Source organism: Proteiniphilum saccharofermentans (assembly GCF_900095135.1).
In the GTDB taxonomy this organism is placed as follows: domain Bacteria; phylum Bacteroidota; class Bacteroidia; order Bacteroidales; family Dysgonomonadaceae; genus Proteiniphilum; species Proteiniphilum saccharofermentans.
The window spans coordinates 2,549,539-2,565,959 of the sequence record NZ_LT605205.1 but is presented as its reverse complement, the minus strand read 5'-3'; the positions used below and the strand labels follow the sequence as shown (position 1 = coordinate 2,565,959).

The 16,421-nt window shown below is 43.2% G+C and carries 12 protein-coding genes; 8 read left to right on the top strand and 4 right to left on the bottom strand.

Translation table 11 applies throughout. From position 1 onward, the window contains the following. Positions 1-2: 2 nt before the first annotated feature. Entirely contained in the window at positions 3-2,774 is a 2,772-nt protein-coding gene (locus PSM36_RS10135; protein WP_076932178.1) for a sugar-binding domain-containing protein, read from the top strand. 206 nt (positions 2,775-2,980) lie between these two features. Further along, positions 2,981-3,304: a GH36 C-terminal domain-containing protein gene (locus tag PSM36_RS17895; protein WP_154671084.1), complete on the top strand. Its 324-nt coding sequence runs from the start codon at positions 2,981-2,983 to the stop codon at positions 3,302-3,304. Positions 3,305-3,408: 104 nt separating this feature from the next. Here the strand turns inward: PSM36_RS17895 and PSM36_RS17505 are convergent, their stop codons facing one another. Then, positions 3,409-3,693, bottom strand: coding sequence for a hypothetical protein (locus tag PSM36_RS17505; protein ID WP_076930800.1), 285 nt, complete (start codon positions 3,691-3,693; stop codon positions 3,409-3,411). Positions 3,694-3,943: 250 nt separating this feature from the next. On the opposite strand from PSM36_RS17505, the gene PSM36_RS10120 reads away from it, so the two are divergent. Beyond that, positions 3,944-4,675 carry a lysophospholipid acyltransferase family protein gene (locus tag PSM36_RS10120; RefSeq protein WP_173823185.1) on the top strand — a complete coding sequence of 244 codons (732 nt, stop codon included), beginning with the start codon at positions 3,944-3,946 and terminating at the stop codon, positions 4,673-4,675. A 323-nt stretch (positions 4,676-4,998) separates the two neighbouring features. On the opposite strand, the gene PSM36_RS10115 is transcribed toward PSM36_RS10120, so the two are convergent. Together PSM36_RS10115 and PSM36_RS10110 are read right to left on the bottom strand one after the other, a co-directional pair. Beyond that, the gene (locus tag PSM36_RS10115) at positions 4,999-7,227 is read right to left on the bottom strand and encodes a TonB-dependent receptor (RefSeq protein ID WP_076930798.1); all 2,229 of its coding nucleotides are present in this window, start codon (positions 7,225-7,227) and stop codon (positions 4,999-5,001) included. Next, on the bottom strand, positions 7,224-8,150 hold the full coding sequence (locus PSM36_RS10110; RefSeq protein WP_076930797.1) for a GLPGLI family protein: 927 nt from the start codon (positions 8,148-8,150) through the stop codon (positions 7,224-7,226). Before PSM36_RS10110 ends, PSM36_RS10115 begins: the two co-directional genes overlap by 4 nt. 448 nt (positions 8,151-8,598) lie before the next feature. On the opposite strand from PSM36_RS10110, the gene PSM36_RS10105 reads away from it, so the two are divergent. The 4 genes from PSM36_RS10105 (at position 8,599) to PSM36_RS10090 (ending at position 11,802) form a co-directional block, all read left to right on the top strand. Next, on the top strand, positions 8,599-9,303 hold the full coding sequence (locus PSM36_RS10105; protein WP_076930796.1) for an outer membrane beta-barrel protein: 705 nt from the start codon (positions 8,599-8,601) through the stop codon (positions 9,301-9,303). An 81-nt stretch (positions 9,304-9,384) separates the two neighbouring features. Continuing rightward, a complete protein-coding gene (locus tag PSM36_RS10100; protein ID WP_076930795.1) occupies positions 9,385-9,912 on the top strand; it encodes a hypothetical protein in 528 nt (175 codons plus the stop codon). Positions 9,913-10,561: 649 nt separating this feature from the next. Beyond that, positions 10,562-10,756: a hypothetical protein gene (locus PSM36_RS10095; RefSeq protein ID WP_076930794.1), complete on the top strand. Its 195-nt coding sequence runs from the start codon at positions 10,562-10,564 to the stop codon at positions 10,754-10,756. Between the two features lie 206 nt (positions 10,757-10,962). After that, complete coding sequence (locus tag PSM36_RS10090) at positions 10,963-11,802, top strand: head GIN domain-containing protein (protein ID WP_076930793.1); 840 nt, start codon at positions 10,963-10,965, stop codon at positions 11,800-11,802. 107 nt (positions 11,803-11,909) lie between these two features. Here the strand turns inward: PSM36_RS10090 and PSM36_RS10085 are convergent, their stop codons facing one another. Beyond that, complete coding sequence (locus tag PSM36_RS10085; RefSeq protein ID WP_076930792.1) at positions 11,910-12,899, bottom strand: peptidoglycan bridge formation glycyltransferase FemA/FemB family protein; 990 nt, start codon at positions 12,897-12,899, stop codon at positions 11,910-11,912. A 206-nt stretch (positions 12,900-13,105) separates the two neighbouring features. Between PSM36_RS10085 and PSM36_RS10080 the strand changes: the two genes are divergently transcribed. Then, on the top strand, positions 13,106-16,372 hold the full coding sequence (locus tag PSM36_RS10080) for a S41 family peptidase (RefSeq protein ID WP_076930791.1): 3,267 nt from the start codon (positions 13,106-13,108) through the stop codon (positions 16,370-16,372). The last annotated feature ends 49 nt before the right edge of the window (positions 16,373-16,421 follow it).

Below are 16,421 nucleotides of genomic sequence, written 5' to 3'. Positions count from 1 at the left end.
TCATGAGAATCTGTAAGTTATTAACCGTTTTGGGTCTGGTTGCCCTGTTTTCAACCTCGTGCAAGCAATCCGTGAAGGAGATAAACCTTGCCGGCGAATGGGAAGTAATCCTTGACAGCCTGGACCAGGGTATTGCCGGCGAATGGTATAGCCGGACGTTTATTGATAAAATAACCCTTCCGGGGACATTGTGTGATGCAGCTTACGGTACACCTTGTATATTGGAACCTGTTATGGAAAAAGAGATATTCCTTAACCTGAAGGCTAAATACGAATATATTGGTCCGGCATGGTATAGAAAAGAGGTCACTATTCCCCGGGATTGGGAAGACAAAAATATCCTGCTTACATTGGAACGGGTAATATGGAATTCGCAGGTGTGGATTAACGGTAAAAAGGTGGAAGGCTATAATGAGAGTCTGAGTACCCCGCATTATTTCGAACTGGGTAATTATCTGGTAGCCGGTCAGAAAAACAGTATTGCCATCCGCATAGATAACAGGAAACAACATGACATATCGGTCAGAAACCTTGCCCATGCTTATACCAATGACACACAAACCATATGGAACGGTATCCTGGGCCGTATGTCATTAACCGCAAAGGACAAAATCAGTATCGAAGAATTACGTTTAACTCCGAATGTGGATAACAAGAAAGTGAACGTGGCAGTAAGGACCTCTTCTCCGATATCCGGGAAAATCGTGATGGCGGTTAATGACCCTGCGGGAAAGGTGTTACCTGATATGGAGGTGCCGATTGAAGGTAGCGAAGTGGTTTTTGATTATTTGATGGATGACCCGTTACTGTGGGATGAATTTAATCCCAATATCTATAGCGTAACGGCGACTTTACAGTCGGATGAATTTATCGATACCAAAAATGAAATTTTCGGTATGAGAAAGTTAACCAATAAAGATGCCCTCTTGCAGATAAACGATAGGAGACTATTCCTTCGCGGAACACTGGAATGTGCTATTTTCCCTTTGAAAGGATATCCCCCTACAGACAAAGCCGGATGGAAGAAAGTATTTAGCACTGCACGTGATTACGGTTTGAATCATATCCGTTTTCATTCATGGTGTCCACCGAAAGCAGCCTTTGAAGTAGCCGATGAAATGGGATTTTATTTACAGGTAGAATTGCCGTTATGGGTACTGAATGTGGGTGAAGACAAAGCCACCGTCGACTTCCTCTATGATGAAGCGGACCGGATTATGAAGGAATACGGCAATCACCCCTCATTCTGTTTCTGGAGTCTGGGGAATGAATTGCAGGGTGATTTCGGGGTGATGGATAAACTCCTCACCAGTATAAAGGAACGTGATCATCGTCATTTATATATGACAACATCGTTTACTTTTGAACAAGGGCACGGAAGCTGGCCGGAACCGAATGATGATTTCTGGGTTACCCAATGGACTAAAAACGGTTGGGTACGGGGTCAGGGTATATTTGACAGTCAGCCTGTAAGTTTTAATAATGATTATTCCTCTGCCGTAGAAGGGCTTCCGGTACCGCTTATTACCCACGAAATAGGCCAATACAGTGTTTTCCCGAACCTGAAAGAGATGGACAAATATACCGGTAATCTGATGCCGTTAAACTTCAAAGCGGTAGCCGAAGACCTTGAAAAGAAAGAACGGTTACATCTGGCGGATGATTACCTGATGGCAAGCGGAAAGTTAGCCGTTATTCTATATAAAGAAGAGATAGAGCGGGCACTTAAAACACCTGGATTCAGTGGTTTTCAATTATTGGACTTACATGACTTCCCCGGACAGGGTACGGCCTTGGTTGGGATCATCGATGCTTTCTGGGAGAGTAAAGGATTGATTACCCCGGAAGAATTTCGCAGGTTTTGCTCGCCTGTAGTCCCGTTGGCCCGGTTTGAAAAAGCAACCTATCTGAATAGTGAAACGCTCAATGTACAGTTTGAAACAGCCAATTTTAGCGATAGGATCCTGAAAGATATTCAACCTCTGTGGTCATTAAGCCGGACGGATGGAACCATCGTTGCCCAAGGCGAATTAAACAGGCAGGATATATCTGTGGGGAATGGGCTGGTCCTGGGAAATATATCTGTGCCGCTTACTCCGGTATCTGAAGCCGGTAAGTTAGTGTTAACCATCCGGTTTAAAGATACGGAGTACCGGAACTCATGGGATATATGGGTATATCCGGAAGCGATCCCTGAAATAGAGAATGATATTTTCTACACCCGGAACTTTACTGAAGCCCAAAAAGCATTGGAGCAAGGGAAAAAAGTATTGCTTAATCCGGCAAAAGAAGAAATCAACGGACTGGAAGGAAAATTTGTCCAGGTATTCTGGAGCCCGGTCCATTTCCCAAATCAGCCGGGAACCATGGGGATATTGTGCGACCCGGCACATCCGGCGCTTGCCCATTTCCCGACGGAGATGCATAGTAATTGGCAATGGTGGGATATCTGTAAAAATGCCAAAACGATCGAACTGGACAATTTAAAAGGCAATTTGCAACCAATCGTGAGAATGGTTGATAATTTCTATAAAAACAGAAACCTCGGATTGGTATTTGAAGCGAAGGTGGAAAACGGAAAGCTGTTGTTTTGCAGTTCTGACCTTGCGGATAACCTGGACTCCCGTCCCGTGGCGCGGCAATTGTATTATAGCTTGATAAAATATATGGAATCGTCCCAATTTAGTCCTTCGGAAGAGGTCTCATTTGAACGGATTAAGACAATTAGGACGAATACGGAAGTTTATAATTCATTCCAGGTTCTTGAAAGATAAACGAAAATAATGGATAAAATTGTCGATGGGTTCAATATTTGGCACATCAGTAACCTGACGGGTAAGCCAGCGTGCAGATGCACTATTTATCTTTACATAGACAATTGTTGGGATTATTCTGAAATTGCTTGAAAAAATTATTGCAGAATTATGGAAGCAGATCCATGCTACACGGAAATCTCGATGTGATTTTGATGAACTTTTAAATCAGAACTCCGCATGTTATCATTCAATATAATGATAAAGATCATGATGCCGGTCGGGCTGTTGTTTTCCTTTATCAGTTAGGCAATGAATTAAAAGGAAGTTCTGCTTATCCATACCAAAATAGATATATTAAATTGAAAGGTTTACATCCTGAGTCATCATATAGACTAAATGATGAGGATACATATATTACAAGTGTAAACTTAATAAATATTGATATCGTATATCCCTTGCCTAAGTCTTATACGAGTAAAATTTGGTTGATTGAAAACAGCCATTGGTTACTCATAAGAACTGAGTACTGTCCATCGGAATATCTTTAGGCTTACACGCATGCACATTAAACAACACACCCCGAGGTTCTTCCCCCGGGGTGTGTATTTTTTTATCGTAACCTTTATATTCTGTGGTGAAACAGATGTTTTTTTCAGTTATAAGCAGCTATTTCTTCTTCGGAATAAGCCATTCTCTTTGAAATGAAGAAGATGGCATAGGGGACTATCAACAATATAATTGCCCAGATAATATTACTCACCATACTGCCTTTTTTCATGTTATTTACATAGATATGTCCCAGTAATCCTTCAACTACCAATATCAGTCCGATGATTAAATTGGTGTTATTGGTTGCACCCGTCAAAAAGGGAATCACCAAAATAGCAACGCCAATGAGCATTACCCATACCCCGATGTTTCTCGCTAATTCTTTCATGTGTGTATAATAATTTATGTTTCTGATTTCGTAACGCAAATAAACACAAAATTCAACAAACAAGGAAATAAATTGAGATAAAAATTTTATATTCAGCGAAAAAATGAACTTCGGAGATAAAAAATTGACTTTTTATCGCTTTGCAATGCTCAAATTGTATATTTTTGTGAAAAAGTTTCCGTTGATGTTGACGAGAGACAGGGAGGTTGGTAATGATTTAGAAGAGTGATCACACTAAAACTGAATGGTGGTGAAAAATATACTTGTTTTTTTGTATCAATGGCTCATATTTGTGCCGATCTTTATTGTGCTTACCCTTATTACGGCATTGACGGTAATGGTTATGGCTCCCCTCTTCGGAAGTAAGTTCTGGGGTTATTATCCGCCCAAATGGTGGTCGAGGCTGACCTGTTGGTTCGCTCTTTGTCGTGTGAAGACCAGAGGGCATGAAAACCTGGATAGGGGACAATCATATGTGTTTGTTGCCAATCACCAGAGTGCATTTGATATTTTCCTGGTGTACGGTTTCCTGAATCAGAATATCAAATGGATGCAAAAACAGAGTTTACGGAAGATCCCGTTCGTAGGATTTGCCTCAGAAAAGGCCGGCCATGTGTTTGTGGACAACACCAATCCTAAAGCACGGGCAGCTTCTATTAAAAAGGCGAAAGAACAGATAGTGGATGGCGTCTCTATGGTGATATTTCCGGAGGGAGCACGCACTCGGAGTGGAAAAATGGGTCGTTTTAAACGGGGTGCCTATTATCTGGCCCACGATATGGACCTGCCTGTGGTGCCTCTGACTATAAACGGTGCTTATAATGTTCTGAAGAGGGATGGTTTTCGTCTCAGGCCGGGAAAAATGGAACTTGTGATCCATAGCCCAATACCCACCGCATCACTTACCGAGGCAGAGACACCTGGATTGATCGATAAAACGAGGGATACCATCTATTCCGCATTATGGGAGCAATACAAATAAAAGGAACGGATCTTTAAAACTGGCAGAATTGTTTGGGACTATATATAAAAAGAAATGGTTGTCTCACGACAACCAATCTTCATTGTTAACCTTAAATCTAATACCATGAAAAACACGTTGCAAAAATAAGGCGCTCCTTTCTTTTTTCCAAACAATAGAGTAGAAAAAATTAGTCTTTTAATTTTATTTAGTACTTTCAACTCACCTCTTCCAGACAAAGGGATATTGATTGATTTTTGTTTACATATTTTCGGGAATAGTTTGGATTTTAGTCATAGACCGAGAGGTAATGATGTGTACGTATTTGTAACCCTGCCTATTCTTTATAGTATCTTGAATCTTACCCTTAACAATACTTCTGCCGGGCGTAAGCCGTAGACCGAATAATAGCTGCTGATATCATTGTAGGAATAGGTCACGAATTGCCGGGTGTTGAAAATATTTGTCCAGTCGAGTATCCAGTCCGTGTTCTTCATCCTGTACCGTACTCCCAGGTTTCCGAACCAAGATGAACGGTCCGAAGATTCAATCATGTTATTATAGTAATGGTTGATTGAAACGGTCAGGGTAAACCCTTTTGCGGGGATCAACGATAAGGCGATGTCCTGTGTGAAATAATTTACCGGTGCCATTTCGTTGTCCCTGATTTTGGTCCGGCTATGCCGGTAGGAGGCACCGTATTTTATAATCATCCATCGCCCGATATCAGTTGTAATACGCGGTGAGAGGAAATAGCCGGTTGAACTGTAACCGGAGACTATCCCCTGGTGCAGGGTTGCCGATTGATTGCGGTCATAACCGGTACTGAATCTCACTTCGGAGTTGATCGCATCGATGCTCTTACCGATGGAGTAACCTGCACCCCAATCATGTGAGGTGTGGGGATGGAGAACGCCTACACTGCTACTCAGGATACCGTTGTATCCAACATCGTAAAGCATATTACGCCATGTGTTGTTGTAGAACAAACGCAGTGATGTAAAGAGGGTGGTGAACGGGTTCTTATAATTGAAGCTTACGTTTGCCGATGTGCGGCTGTTTTTCGACAACAGCCCGTCGCTGCGGTTCATACTGCGGTAGGTATTCAGTATGTATCCCCTGTAATCCTCATTCACCGAACCGATATGGTTGGAAAAGGAAATATTGGAAAAGATAGCCAGTCTGGTACTGAATGGATATTGGATCCACAAGTAGGGTGAAACGAGCAGATGTCCTCTCTTTTGCCTTGTCTGTCTTATCACGTCTTCCCTGTTTAGGAACAGGTAGTCCAGAGGAAAGGAAAAGTTCAATTGGAGACCTGATGGAGGCCTGTACCCGAACGACGGAGAGAAATTGAGTTTTGCTTCCGTACGGCTGGTATTGTTTTGCAAGGTATCTGCAGCAACCGGCGTATGGGTAGTGCCCGAAAGCAAACCCGACTCCATCCTGTAATGCAGGAAGGAGGCTCCGGTAGTGTACCCGAAGCTAAACCGTTGCAGGTCCTTATGTCCGGATACGCTGGCCGAGGCATTGAACCGGTCGAAAGAAATATCCTGCCGGATACGCGGGTCGGGATTCTTCAACTCTTCGAACAATACGGGTGAAACATCCAGCGAATGGTGCCGGGTGGTATATGCTACGTTTGCCCTTATCCGGTTTCGCCGGGAGTCATTCCGCCGCAGGTAGTCGAAGTCGTTTTCAATATGGAAGGAGGGGAGTTGCAGGAACTGTGCCACCGGTTCACTACCCGCAATATTGCCTGTATGGGCATTCCATGAAGAGCGGACATTGAGTTTGTTGTTCAGGAAATAGTTGTCGGTATTGCTTTCGAGGGTGACCGAACCTTCCAGTTCCCGTTTCAACAGGCGGGCATCCATATCCTCCGCTATCTGTAGGGTATCGGAAGGAGTCAGGTAGATATCCTGCCGTGAGAAGCTGCTGCTTTTCTGTTTGTCGTGCAGGAAGTTTATGTTGGTGGTGAGTATAAGGTCTTTCTTGATTCCTCTCAAATCGTTCAGCGATACCAGGTGGGCATCGTTGAAAAGATAGTGCTGTTCCCTGATGGAAGGCGGGGCAGGGGCAATTACCGATAAGAGGTTGGAGGGTCTGCTTCCGAAATGGTCGTAATAGGAAGTCAGCTCTTTGCTGATATCCCTTCCGGTATTGTCGCCCTTATATACCAGCATATTCTGTTGCGAGCGGGTGAAGCGCATGCCTACTGCTTCGTTGCTGAGCAGGATGGGCGGGAGGCCTGTTCCCAGTTGTGCCGTGGCAAAGAAAGCACCCATGGCCGACTGTTTCAGTTTCAGATTGATGGCGGCATTTTCAGGAATTTCCATCCCCTTAAGCGCCTTGATGGGCTGGTGGTTCTCGAGTATCTGCACCGAAGCCACTTTGGACGCATCTACGTTTTGGGTAGCCAGGCCGTATTTGCCCTGAAGCAAGTCGAGTCCCTCGATATAGAATTTGCTGATCTCCTTGTTCTGGTAAAGTATCTGTCCCGAGGAGAGCACCTGCACACCGGGTAGTTTTTCCAACACGTCGCCGATACTGCGGTCGGTCTCATCCATCATTCACTCAATTCCAAATCATTATATTCCACAGGGTTTCTTTTCCGCAATATAGTCATCGTGCCATTATCCATATAACTGAGCGATATGTCTTTCAGTTTCGACCTTCTGTAATCGTTAACCTGTTTCAGGGTTTTGGCTTCTTCAAAGTCTCTGTCGGACGGAAACCGGATAGGAACGTCTTTTATCTGCTCTATTCCAATCGCCTGAAAGCGAAATAATCCATCCTCCGTTTTTGCATCCAGGATCGCTCCGGGCAGACCGTATAACTTCCATGGCCCCTCGTTGACCGGTATTTCCGGTGAAAACCATGCCGTATAATCACGTCCCCGGAATGGGACTGTGGCTTTGTAACAAAGGTAACCCATTATGGAAATAGTATCTTCCGATATTTGCCAATCCATTGGAGGTATTGGTTCTTTTAATCGGAGATATATACCTTTACCCGCTCCGGTAAGTGGACCTTTGTCTATGGTAATAGTTGTGTTGTCAGATCGGTTCTTAAATATCCGTGCATCTTCACCTTTCCGGTCATTCATAATTTCGGGTTTTCGGTTCATGGCTTCAAAACGTTCAAAAATTTCATTATCGGGATCTTTCAATACATTTACCGATTTAAGTGTTTGTATTAATTTCTGATCTTTTACTTTAGCGACAGAGTCTCTCCGCTCTTTGTTCCAATCATAGTACACCGACCAGTTTTGTGCAATATCCAATGCCATCGTATCGGTTACTGAAATTTTTTCCTTCTCTTTTGTTGTCTGCTGATCGAACACATAAATAATACGGAGAAAAGCCTTATCCAATTCTTCCTGCTGCGGAGGATCAACATGATTATTTTTTGCCGGTTGCATAGCGTTAAGATTTCCGGTTGTCAAAAGAAAGAAAGATATTATACATCCGGTAACTACTGTTTTGTGTCGCATAATTTGGTCTGTTTTGAAGTTTATACCGGCAAATTAACTAAATATTTTCGTTATAAAACTAATGTTGTTAGTTAAAAGATGGTGCTTTTCTGAATCTCACGTTTCAATACCGTGTCACGGCAAACGAATTTGATCTTAATAAATTGAAAGTAAATACAATATAAACTGTTTGTATTTATTCGTTATTATTTTTGTAAAGTAAGATTTACTTACACTCTATAGCAGACAGATAAATTATTTTTTTAAATTCTATTATTTTTCTGAGATATATAATTAAGATTGAAAAAAATATTTTAGATTTGCAGCGCTTCATATGAATTATTTTTATATGATCCGACATCATGAGAAATATTCTTATTTCGAAGATACTTTCCCTTGAGGATGCGAAATAGTAACACTTTAGCAAAACGAAAGAAATACACACTTTACTTTAATTATTATCATTTTTATGAAACAAATCTATTTTATTGCATTTGCAGCCGCTGTTATGTGCATGCTGGCTGTATTGCCTGCTATTGCCCAGCAGGAAACTTCGTATGAAGTGGAATATGTATCTCCGCAGATTTACAAGGATTTCCGATTTTCGATTGGAGGTGGTTACGCTTTTCGTCTGGGAGAAGTAGAGAAAACGGGCGACCCTAAGCTTGATGACCTAAACAAGCAGTTGCAACACGGATTTACTGTTGATGCGGATGCGCAATACTTTTTTAAGGAGGGTTGGGGATTGGGACTTAATGCGAATTATTGTTCATCACCCACATCCGGGAACAATGTTACTATTCCCGATGTGGGAAATGTTAACCGTTACAAGGAGTCTCAAAATGCATTATTTGTAGGTCCGTCATTCGCAGGTCGCATTGAGTCTTCAAAGTTCCTGCTGGTATCTTCAATTGCCCTTGGCCCCTTGTTCTATATGGACAGGATGAATCTCGACGGCACAAAGATCAATGCCAGTCAGACCACTTTCGGAATTAATGCCGGGGTTGCCGGGGAGTATAAGTTGAATGCCAAAACCGGGCTTGGGTTGAAACTTTCCTATACTCTTGGAAACATCAGTTCGGTCAATATAGCAGGACAAAACGTAAAATATGATGAGCCGGTAAGTATTTCTAACATAATGATTACTGCTTTCCTGAGTTTCAGGACATGGTAAGCAGTGTCTAAATTATTGGCATGACACTTGTCGATTTGGATCTGTATTAATAAACCTTTATAACAAACAATTTATCACTTTATGAAAACAAATGAATTTATTTTTCTGGCAATTCTTCTTACCGGTATAATTCTTTTGCCGGGTTGTGGTAGTACCAAAGGGTATCAGGGAACGAAAATGGAGTCTACAGACCTTGCCCGTATACGTCAGGGCGATCATAAATTGAGGATCAAGGGGAAGAAGACTTCCGAGTCGGCCCTTCTTGTGAAAGTGGATACGGTTTCGGTAGGCAGTTATATGAAAGGCTTTCCGAAACATACCGATGTGTTACCGGGTGAGCGAACGGTGGAGATACGCCACTTCCAGCAGTGGAAAGACAAAGCTGCCATGTCGGGGGCAATGTTCGGATTAATCGGTGCATCCATTGCGGAATCGAATAATCCACATACGCATTACAAACTCGTATTCACGGCGGAAAAGGGGAAAGAGTACACTATCTTACCCATGACGGATGAGACTACCGAAAAGCCGCTGTTTTACGTAATTGATGCCACAGCCAATGACACCATCCATCCACGCGTTATCCAAATAGAGAAGAAGAAAAAGTGAAGTGGTGGATTAAGGGTATTTTGTGATTGATAATTTATCGGTCGGTGGTCAGGCTTCATTTTCGATTACCGATGGCGATTATCAAAGTAAAACGTCTTCCAGCTTTTGCTGAGTTTTGAAAAACAGGTTCTCCTCCCGTTTTAAATCAAATTATTTACCCTATTATTTTCCGTATTAGAATTTAGAAACTGTTTAAATTTTTTCATCGGTTGTTTTTAGAGATTTTGAAAGATCTATTGTCCCCATGATGATCCGTTTTATGGTTGTATAATAAATGCTGCAGCGATAATAAATTTCCGGGAGAAAGTTCAATATCTGAGCTTATAATACTCAGGTGCATTCTCATAAATTTATGAGGATGATATGGTGTTGCACCGGAGAAGGTACGGACTTGGTACCGACGATGACATAGTGAAAATTTGGAGTATCTAATTAAATCTTAGTAAGATCCCAAATTGTGCATTGCCTACACCAAAAGAATTCCATGGGGAATAATTATTGCTAAAATCGAGATTGATATCATTATCTTTTAATTCGATTTTCTTCTTTGAGAATAACCCTCCTTTTTCTTCTTTTACCCGGAATTTATACCATTCAGCATTATTCCAATGTGACTGCAGGAGCCAAATAGCAATCGAGAGACCGGCGTATGGAGGCAGGTGTTCAAGTACAGGATATTTTCAAGACTAGCAGCGTGACCTTGAAAACGAATTGGCAAAACCAGAATCTGAGGATACATGATTATGCCGATACGCCATTCTTCCGGGTTACATTCTCCTATCGTTTCGGAAACTATTCGAAAAAGGAACGAAAAGAGATTGATAAGTCAAGGTTTGATCGATGAGCGGGATTAGCAGTGATAAGAAAAATTGAAATAGCCTGTCACTGGTTGCAAGATGAAGAAAGTTATTCTTTTACTTTTAGGATGAAAGAAAGAAAATAGTGAAAAAGATAAAGAAAGATGTAACCAAACAAGAGTTAATTACGTCTAATAAGAAAGCAAAGGAAATTTTGTGTCTATAAAAAAATATATACTAAACACTATTAACAATGAAGACATTATTCACTATTATCCTTGCCACTGTGGCATTCGTCAGCGCTCCGGCGCAAAACAGAATCATAAAACAGAACCGTCAGGTAGCGTCATTTTCCGCTATCAATGCTTCGGGAGGATGGGATGTTATTGTTCGCCAGGGCGACCGCCAGTCGGTTTCTATAGAAGTAAGCGAAGAGGTATTGGACAGGGCCGTCGTGGAAGTCAAAAACGGCACGCTGCATATCTATAATAAGGGAAACAACCGTACATTCTCCCTTCGCGACTTAGGTAACACACGAAACACAATCCAAAAGGCATACGTTACTGTTACGGATTTAGGAAAGATAGAAGCATCGGGTGGTGTGGATATCAGTTTTGAAATACCCCTAAAAGCCGGCGATTTCGAGCTTGCACTGAGTGGTGGCACCGATCTGGAAAATTTAAGGCTGGACTGTAGGCAATTTAAAGGACAGTTTTCGGGCGGATGTGATGCGGAGATCAGGTTTATTTCCGCACAGGCCGTAAGAGCCGATGTGAGCGGTGGTAGTGATGTGGAACTGTATGATATATCCGCACAAACGACCCGGATTTCCGCCAGCGGCGGTTGTGACATTGAACTGACGGGGAAGACCGACGAGCTTACCCTGACCGCGAGCGGCGGATGTGATGTTTCTGCTTCTAAACTCAACGCACGTAATTGTAATGCCGATTTTTCAGGTGCTGCCGACGGGAGTATCCGTGTTACAGGCCGCCTCGATATCACTGTGTCAGGTTCAGCCGACGTAACCTGTTTCGGTAATCCGGGCGATGTAAACAAAAGAGTAAATAAGAGCAGTTCATTGAAATTCAGCTGATAATGAGATATTTGCCTGCGACCTTAATGATTGGTTGATAGGCAATATAGAAATACTGAAGCCACTTTTCAATATGTTCAACAGGAAAGTGGCTTCTGTATAATATTTCAATCGTAGATCCGGTTGGCAAAGAAGTTGAGTAACCCCCAGTTGAACCGGTACCAGCGTCTCGTGGCCCGCTGTTTACCACCAAACTGAAGCAGGAACCGTGAGCGGCCGGCATTTTTATTCAGAAAACTTACATCCATAAAATCGAAATAATGAAAATCTTTGTTTTCCGATATCTGCATCGCTTGGTAAATAGTGAAAATCGTGGGGTAGAGTAATTTGTATCGTTTCGATTTGCCCCAATAATAGAGGCAATATACCGTCTCTTTTTTCTCGAATCCCAGAATGGCACCCCCGATAATTTTACCCTGATAGCGGGCAAGCAATATTTTTCCTTTGTCTTGCCTTATTATATAGTGACAGAAGAAATTCTCGAAATATTGGTAGGGTGGGAACCGGCGTGATATCTTTTTGTTGTTTGTATTACGGATCAGCTTGTATATTTCCGGTAACTTATCTTCAGAGGTGAATTCTTCTATTACGATCCCTTTTTTTAACGCCTTGTTAACCTGATTCTTTCTCGTTTTCGAGAGCTGATCCCATATTTTTCTTTTACACTGGAGCGAATTCCGGATATTGATCCACTTTACCGAATAGAATCCATTCTCGCGAAATCCCTTATAGCCAAAAATGGCATTGCCCAGGTTTTCATAACGGATGAGAAAAACCCGGTTACGTACCTCTTTGACCAGATGGGCAATAAGGGCATCGAATATCTCTATCTGGGGTAGTTTTTTTCTGAAGAAAGCCGGTTGTTGGGAGATAAAGCATCTTTTAAATAGTTTACCTCTCAGGAAACGATTGATCCGCACAATGACAGCGAACATGGCGGCTACCGGCACCTCATTCTCGAAAACAACAAGCATTAAAGGGGTGTAGGCGGGACTGTTGGCGTACCAATCGAACGATGAAGGGCTGTGAAAAAAATTGATTTCCTCCATCGGAGGAAGATCCTCTTTACGATAATATGCTTTTACACTGTATCCCATATCTGTTTGAGTGTGCAACACGGATCAATATTAAACAAAAATACTAAAAAAAACTAATATCACAATGTGATTGTCTCTTTTCGATAATCAGAGCCTGTTTGACACTATTATGGTTTTAGATTTTATAATTTTTATGTAATTTTGCAAATTAACGGTGCGTAAACGGTATGATACCGTCTGACCGCCATGATCTAATAAATATTTCAATGAGAAAAATCCTGTTTTCTTCCTTGCTTTTACTGGCTGCTTTTTGGCTACATGCCCAGGAAGTTCCTCTCTGGCTCCGTAATAGTGTGATCTCTCCGGACGGTGCCACCGTGGCGTTTACCTACAAAGGAGATATATTTACCGTGCCGGTTTCCGGCGGAAAAGCGACACAAGTGACTTCACATGCATCTTACGATACCCGCCCGGTCTGGTCGCCAAAGGGTGATAAACTGGCGTTTGCGTCCAACCGTGAAGGAAATTTCGATGTATATGTGGTTACACTCCAAACCGGACAGACCAAACGCATCACTTCCCATTCCAATAACGAATATCCCGAAGGGTTTCAAAACGACACAACCGTACTGTTCAGCGCCTTTATCCAGCCGGCGCAGGAAAGCCAGCAATTCCCGATCGGATTGTTCAACCAGATTTATACTGTGTCATTGAATGGGGATCGGCCACAGATGATTTCTCCGACTCATATGGAGGATATTGCCCGGCACGGGGATTTATGGCTTTATACTGACAGGAAAGGTTATGAAGATGCATGGAGGAAGCACCATACCTCGTCCATCACCCGTGATGTGTGGTTGTATGACAGCAAAAAGAAAACGCACCGGAAACTGACCGGTTTTAAAGGTGAAAACCGCAATGGTGTCTGGTCGTCCGACGGGAATAGTTTCTATTACCTGAGCGAGCAGGAAGGAACGTTCAACGTATACCGTGCCGGCCTTGAAGGAGGCGCACCGGTTCAGTTGACACACTTCAAGGATCATCCCGTACGTTTTTTATCAGCCGATAAAAGTGACAATCTCTGCTTTTCTTTTAACGGGGAGTTGTACTATATGAAAAAGGGTGAAAAACCCCGTAAAATAGATGTCCGTATCGTTTCCGACAATTTTGAAAGGGACATGGTTCCCCAGACCCTTACCACCGGCGCAAGAAGTATCGCCGTCTCACCCAACGGAAAGGAGATCGCCTTTATTGCCCGGGGTGATGTGTTTGTCACTTCCATCGAGTTCAATACCACGAAACGTATTACCGATACCCCTGAACAGGAGCGTGATGTGGACTTTAGTCCCGATGGACGTTCACTCGTTTACTCAGCCGAACGTGGCAATACCTGGAATATCTATCGTACCGAATTGGTACGGAAAGAAGACAAATATTTCTGTTATGCCCGCGAACTGAAAGAGACAAAGCTGACCGACACCGACGCTCCTTCGTTCCAGCCGCTGTTCTCTCCCGACGGGAAAGAGATAGCTTATCTGGAAGACCGTTCCGCGATTTATGTGCTCAATCTGGAAAGCAAGAAGTCGCGAAAGGTAATGGATGCCAAATACAATTACTCCTACAGCGATGGTGACCAGTGGTTTCAATGGTCGCCCGACAGTAAATGGATACTCTCGGATTATATTGATACTGGTGGTTGGAATAACAAGGATGTAGCATTGATAAAAGCTGATGGAAGCGGAGAGACGACCAACCTCACGCTCAGCGGTTATACCGACGTACGAGCCAAATGGGTGCTGGAAGGTAAGGCAATTCTGTTCTTCTCCGACCGGGCCGGATATCGCAGCCACGGCAGTTGGGGAGCACATCGCGATGCCTATCTGATGTTCCTTACTCCTGATGCTTACGATGATTTCCGGATGGACAAAGAGGAGCGGGCGCTGAAAAAAGAGATGGAGAAGGAGGCGAAGGATAAAGATAAGAAATCTGAAAGCAAGGAGAAAAAAGGAGACAAGAATACAAAAGAGGAATCGAATGCAGATAAGGATTCAACCAAAACTGTGGAACCGCTCGTTTTCGATCTTGATAACCGTCGTCACAGGGTGGTACGCCTGACGCGCCACTCTTCCAATTTGTCCGATGCATACCTGAACAAGGATGGATCCAAACTCTACTATCTTGCCAGTTTTGAGAAAGGAGTCGACCTGTGGGAGCAGGATTTCCTTGAAAATACGACCAAGCTGTTAAGCAAAGATGTAGGCTATGGTTTATTGCTTCCGGACAAGGAGGAAAAGAACCTGTACCTGGTATCGCAGGGAAAGATAAAGAAGATAGAGAATGGGAAAGTGACCGAAGTATCGTTTTCCGCACCCTTTAACTACCGCGGTGCGGCGGAAAGAGCCTACATTTTCGATCATGCGTGGAAACAGGTAAAGGATAAATTCTACGATAAGGAATTACACGGTGTGGATTGGAAGATGTATGGAGAAACATACCGCAGATTTTTGCCCCATATCGATAATAATTTCGATTTTGCGGAAATGCTGTCCGAGATGCTCGGTGAACTGAATGCATCGCATACCGGTGCACGTTATTCACCTCCCCGTAGTAGCTGGCAGACAGCTACCCTGGGTGTATTCTGGGATGATACCTATAAAGGAGACGGTTTGAAGATCAAAGAGATCATGAAAGGAAGCCCTCTCATCAAGGCAAATACGAAATTGAAGACAGGTGTGATCATAGAGAAGATCGACGGGGAACCGGTGGAAGCGGGAAAGACCTGGTGGCATTTGCTTGACGGAAAGGCAGGTAAACATGTCATCATCACCGCTTATACACCCGGCGAAGGAGATCGGTTCGAAGAGATTGTGAAACCTATTACTTACGGAGAGGAGAACGAATTATTGTATAACCGCTGGGTGGAACAACGGGAAGAATTGACTGAAAAATATTCCGGTGGACGCATTGGCTATATCCATATCCGCGGGATGAACAGCAGCAGTTTCAGGGATGTTTATCAGAATCTGCTTGGAAAATACCGTAATAAGGAGGCTGTAGTGGTAGATACCCGCTTCAATGGAGGAGGGTGGCTACATGACGATCTGGCGACTCTCCTGAGCGGGAAGGAGTACCAACGATTTACACCCCGTGGAGAGTATATCGGCAGTGATCCTTTCAACAAGTGGAACAAGCCTTCCATTGTGCTGATGGGAGAGAGCAATTATTCTAACGCACACGGATTCCCCTGGGTCTATAAAGAATTGGGAATCGGAAAACTGGTGGGTGCCCCCGTGCCGGGAACCATGACCGCCGTATGGTGGGAGACGCAGATCGATCCATCGCTGGTATTCGGTATTCCGCAGGTAACTGTGGTGGATACGAAAGGCACCGTGATGGAAAACAATCAACTGGAACCTGATGTGAAGGTCTATAATTCTCCGGAATCACTGCTGAGTGACGATGACCTGCAACTGAAACGGGCAGTGGAGGAACTATTGAAAAGTGAAGAATTAATAGTTAAAAGTGAAAAATGAAAATGCCTGGGAGTCGAGATCGGAAGACTGGGAGACTGGGAGATAAGGA

Coding starts and splice junctions, on each gene's coding strand:
- PSM36_RS10085 (WP_076930792.1), bottom strand. CDS start 12,899: ATGGGATACAGTGTAAAAGCATATTATCGTAAAGAGGATCTTCCTCCG.
- PSM36_RS10105 (WP_076930796.1), top strand. CDS start 8,599: ATGAAACAAATCTATTTTATTGCATTTGCAGCCGCTGTTATGTGCATG.
- PSM36_RS10100 (WP_076930795.1), top strand. CDS start 9,385: ATGAAAACAAATGAATTTATTTTTCTGGCAATTCTTCTTACCGGTATA.
- PSM36_RS10095 (WP_076930794.1), top strand. CDS start 10,562: ATGGAGGCAGGTGTTCAAGTACAGGATATTTTCAAGACTAGCAGCGTG.
- PSM36_RS10135 (WP_076932178.1), top strand. CDS start 3: ATGAGAATCTGTAAGTTATTAACCGTTTTGGGTCTGGTTGCCCTGTTT.
- PSM36_RS10115 (WP_076930798.1), bottom strand. CDS start 7,227: ATGATGGATGAGACCGACCGCAGTATCGGCGACGTGTTGGAAAAACTA.
- PSM36_RS10090 (WP_076930793.1), top strand. CDS start 10,963: ATGAAGACATTATTCACTATTATCCTTGCCACTGTGGCATTCGTCAGC.
- PSM36_RS10110 (WP_076930797.1), bottom strand. CDS start 8,150: ATGCGACACAAAACAGTAGTTACCGGATGTATAATATCTTTCTTTCTT.
- PSM36_RS17505 (WP_076930800.1), bottom strand. CDS start 3,693: ATGAAAGAATTAGCGAGAAACATCGGGGTATGGGTAATGCTCATTGGC.
- PSM36_RS10080 (WP_076930791.1), top strand. CDS start 13,106: ATGAGAAAAATCCTGTTTTCTTCCTTGCTTTTACTGGCTGCTTTTTGG.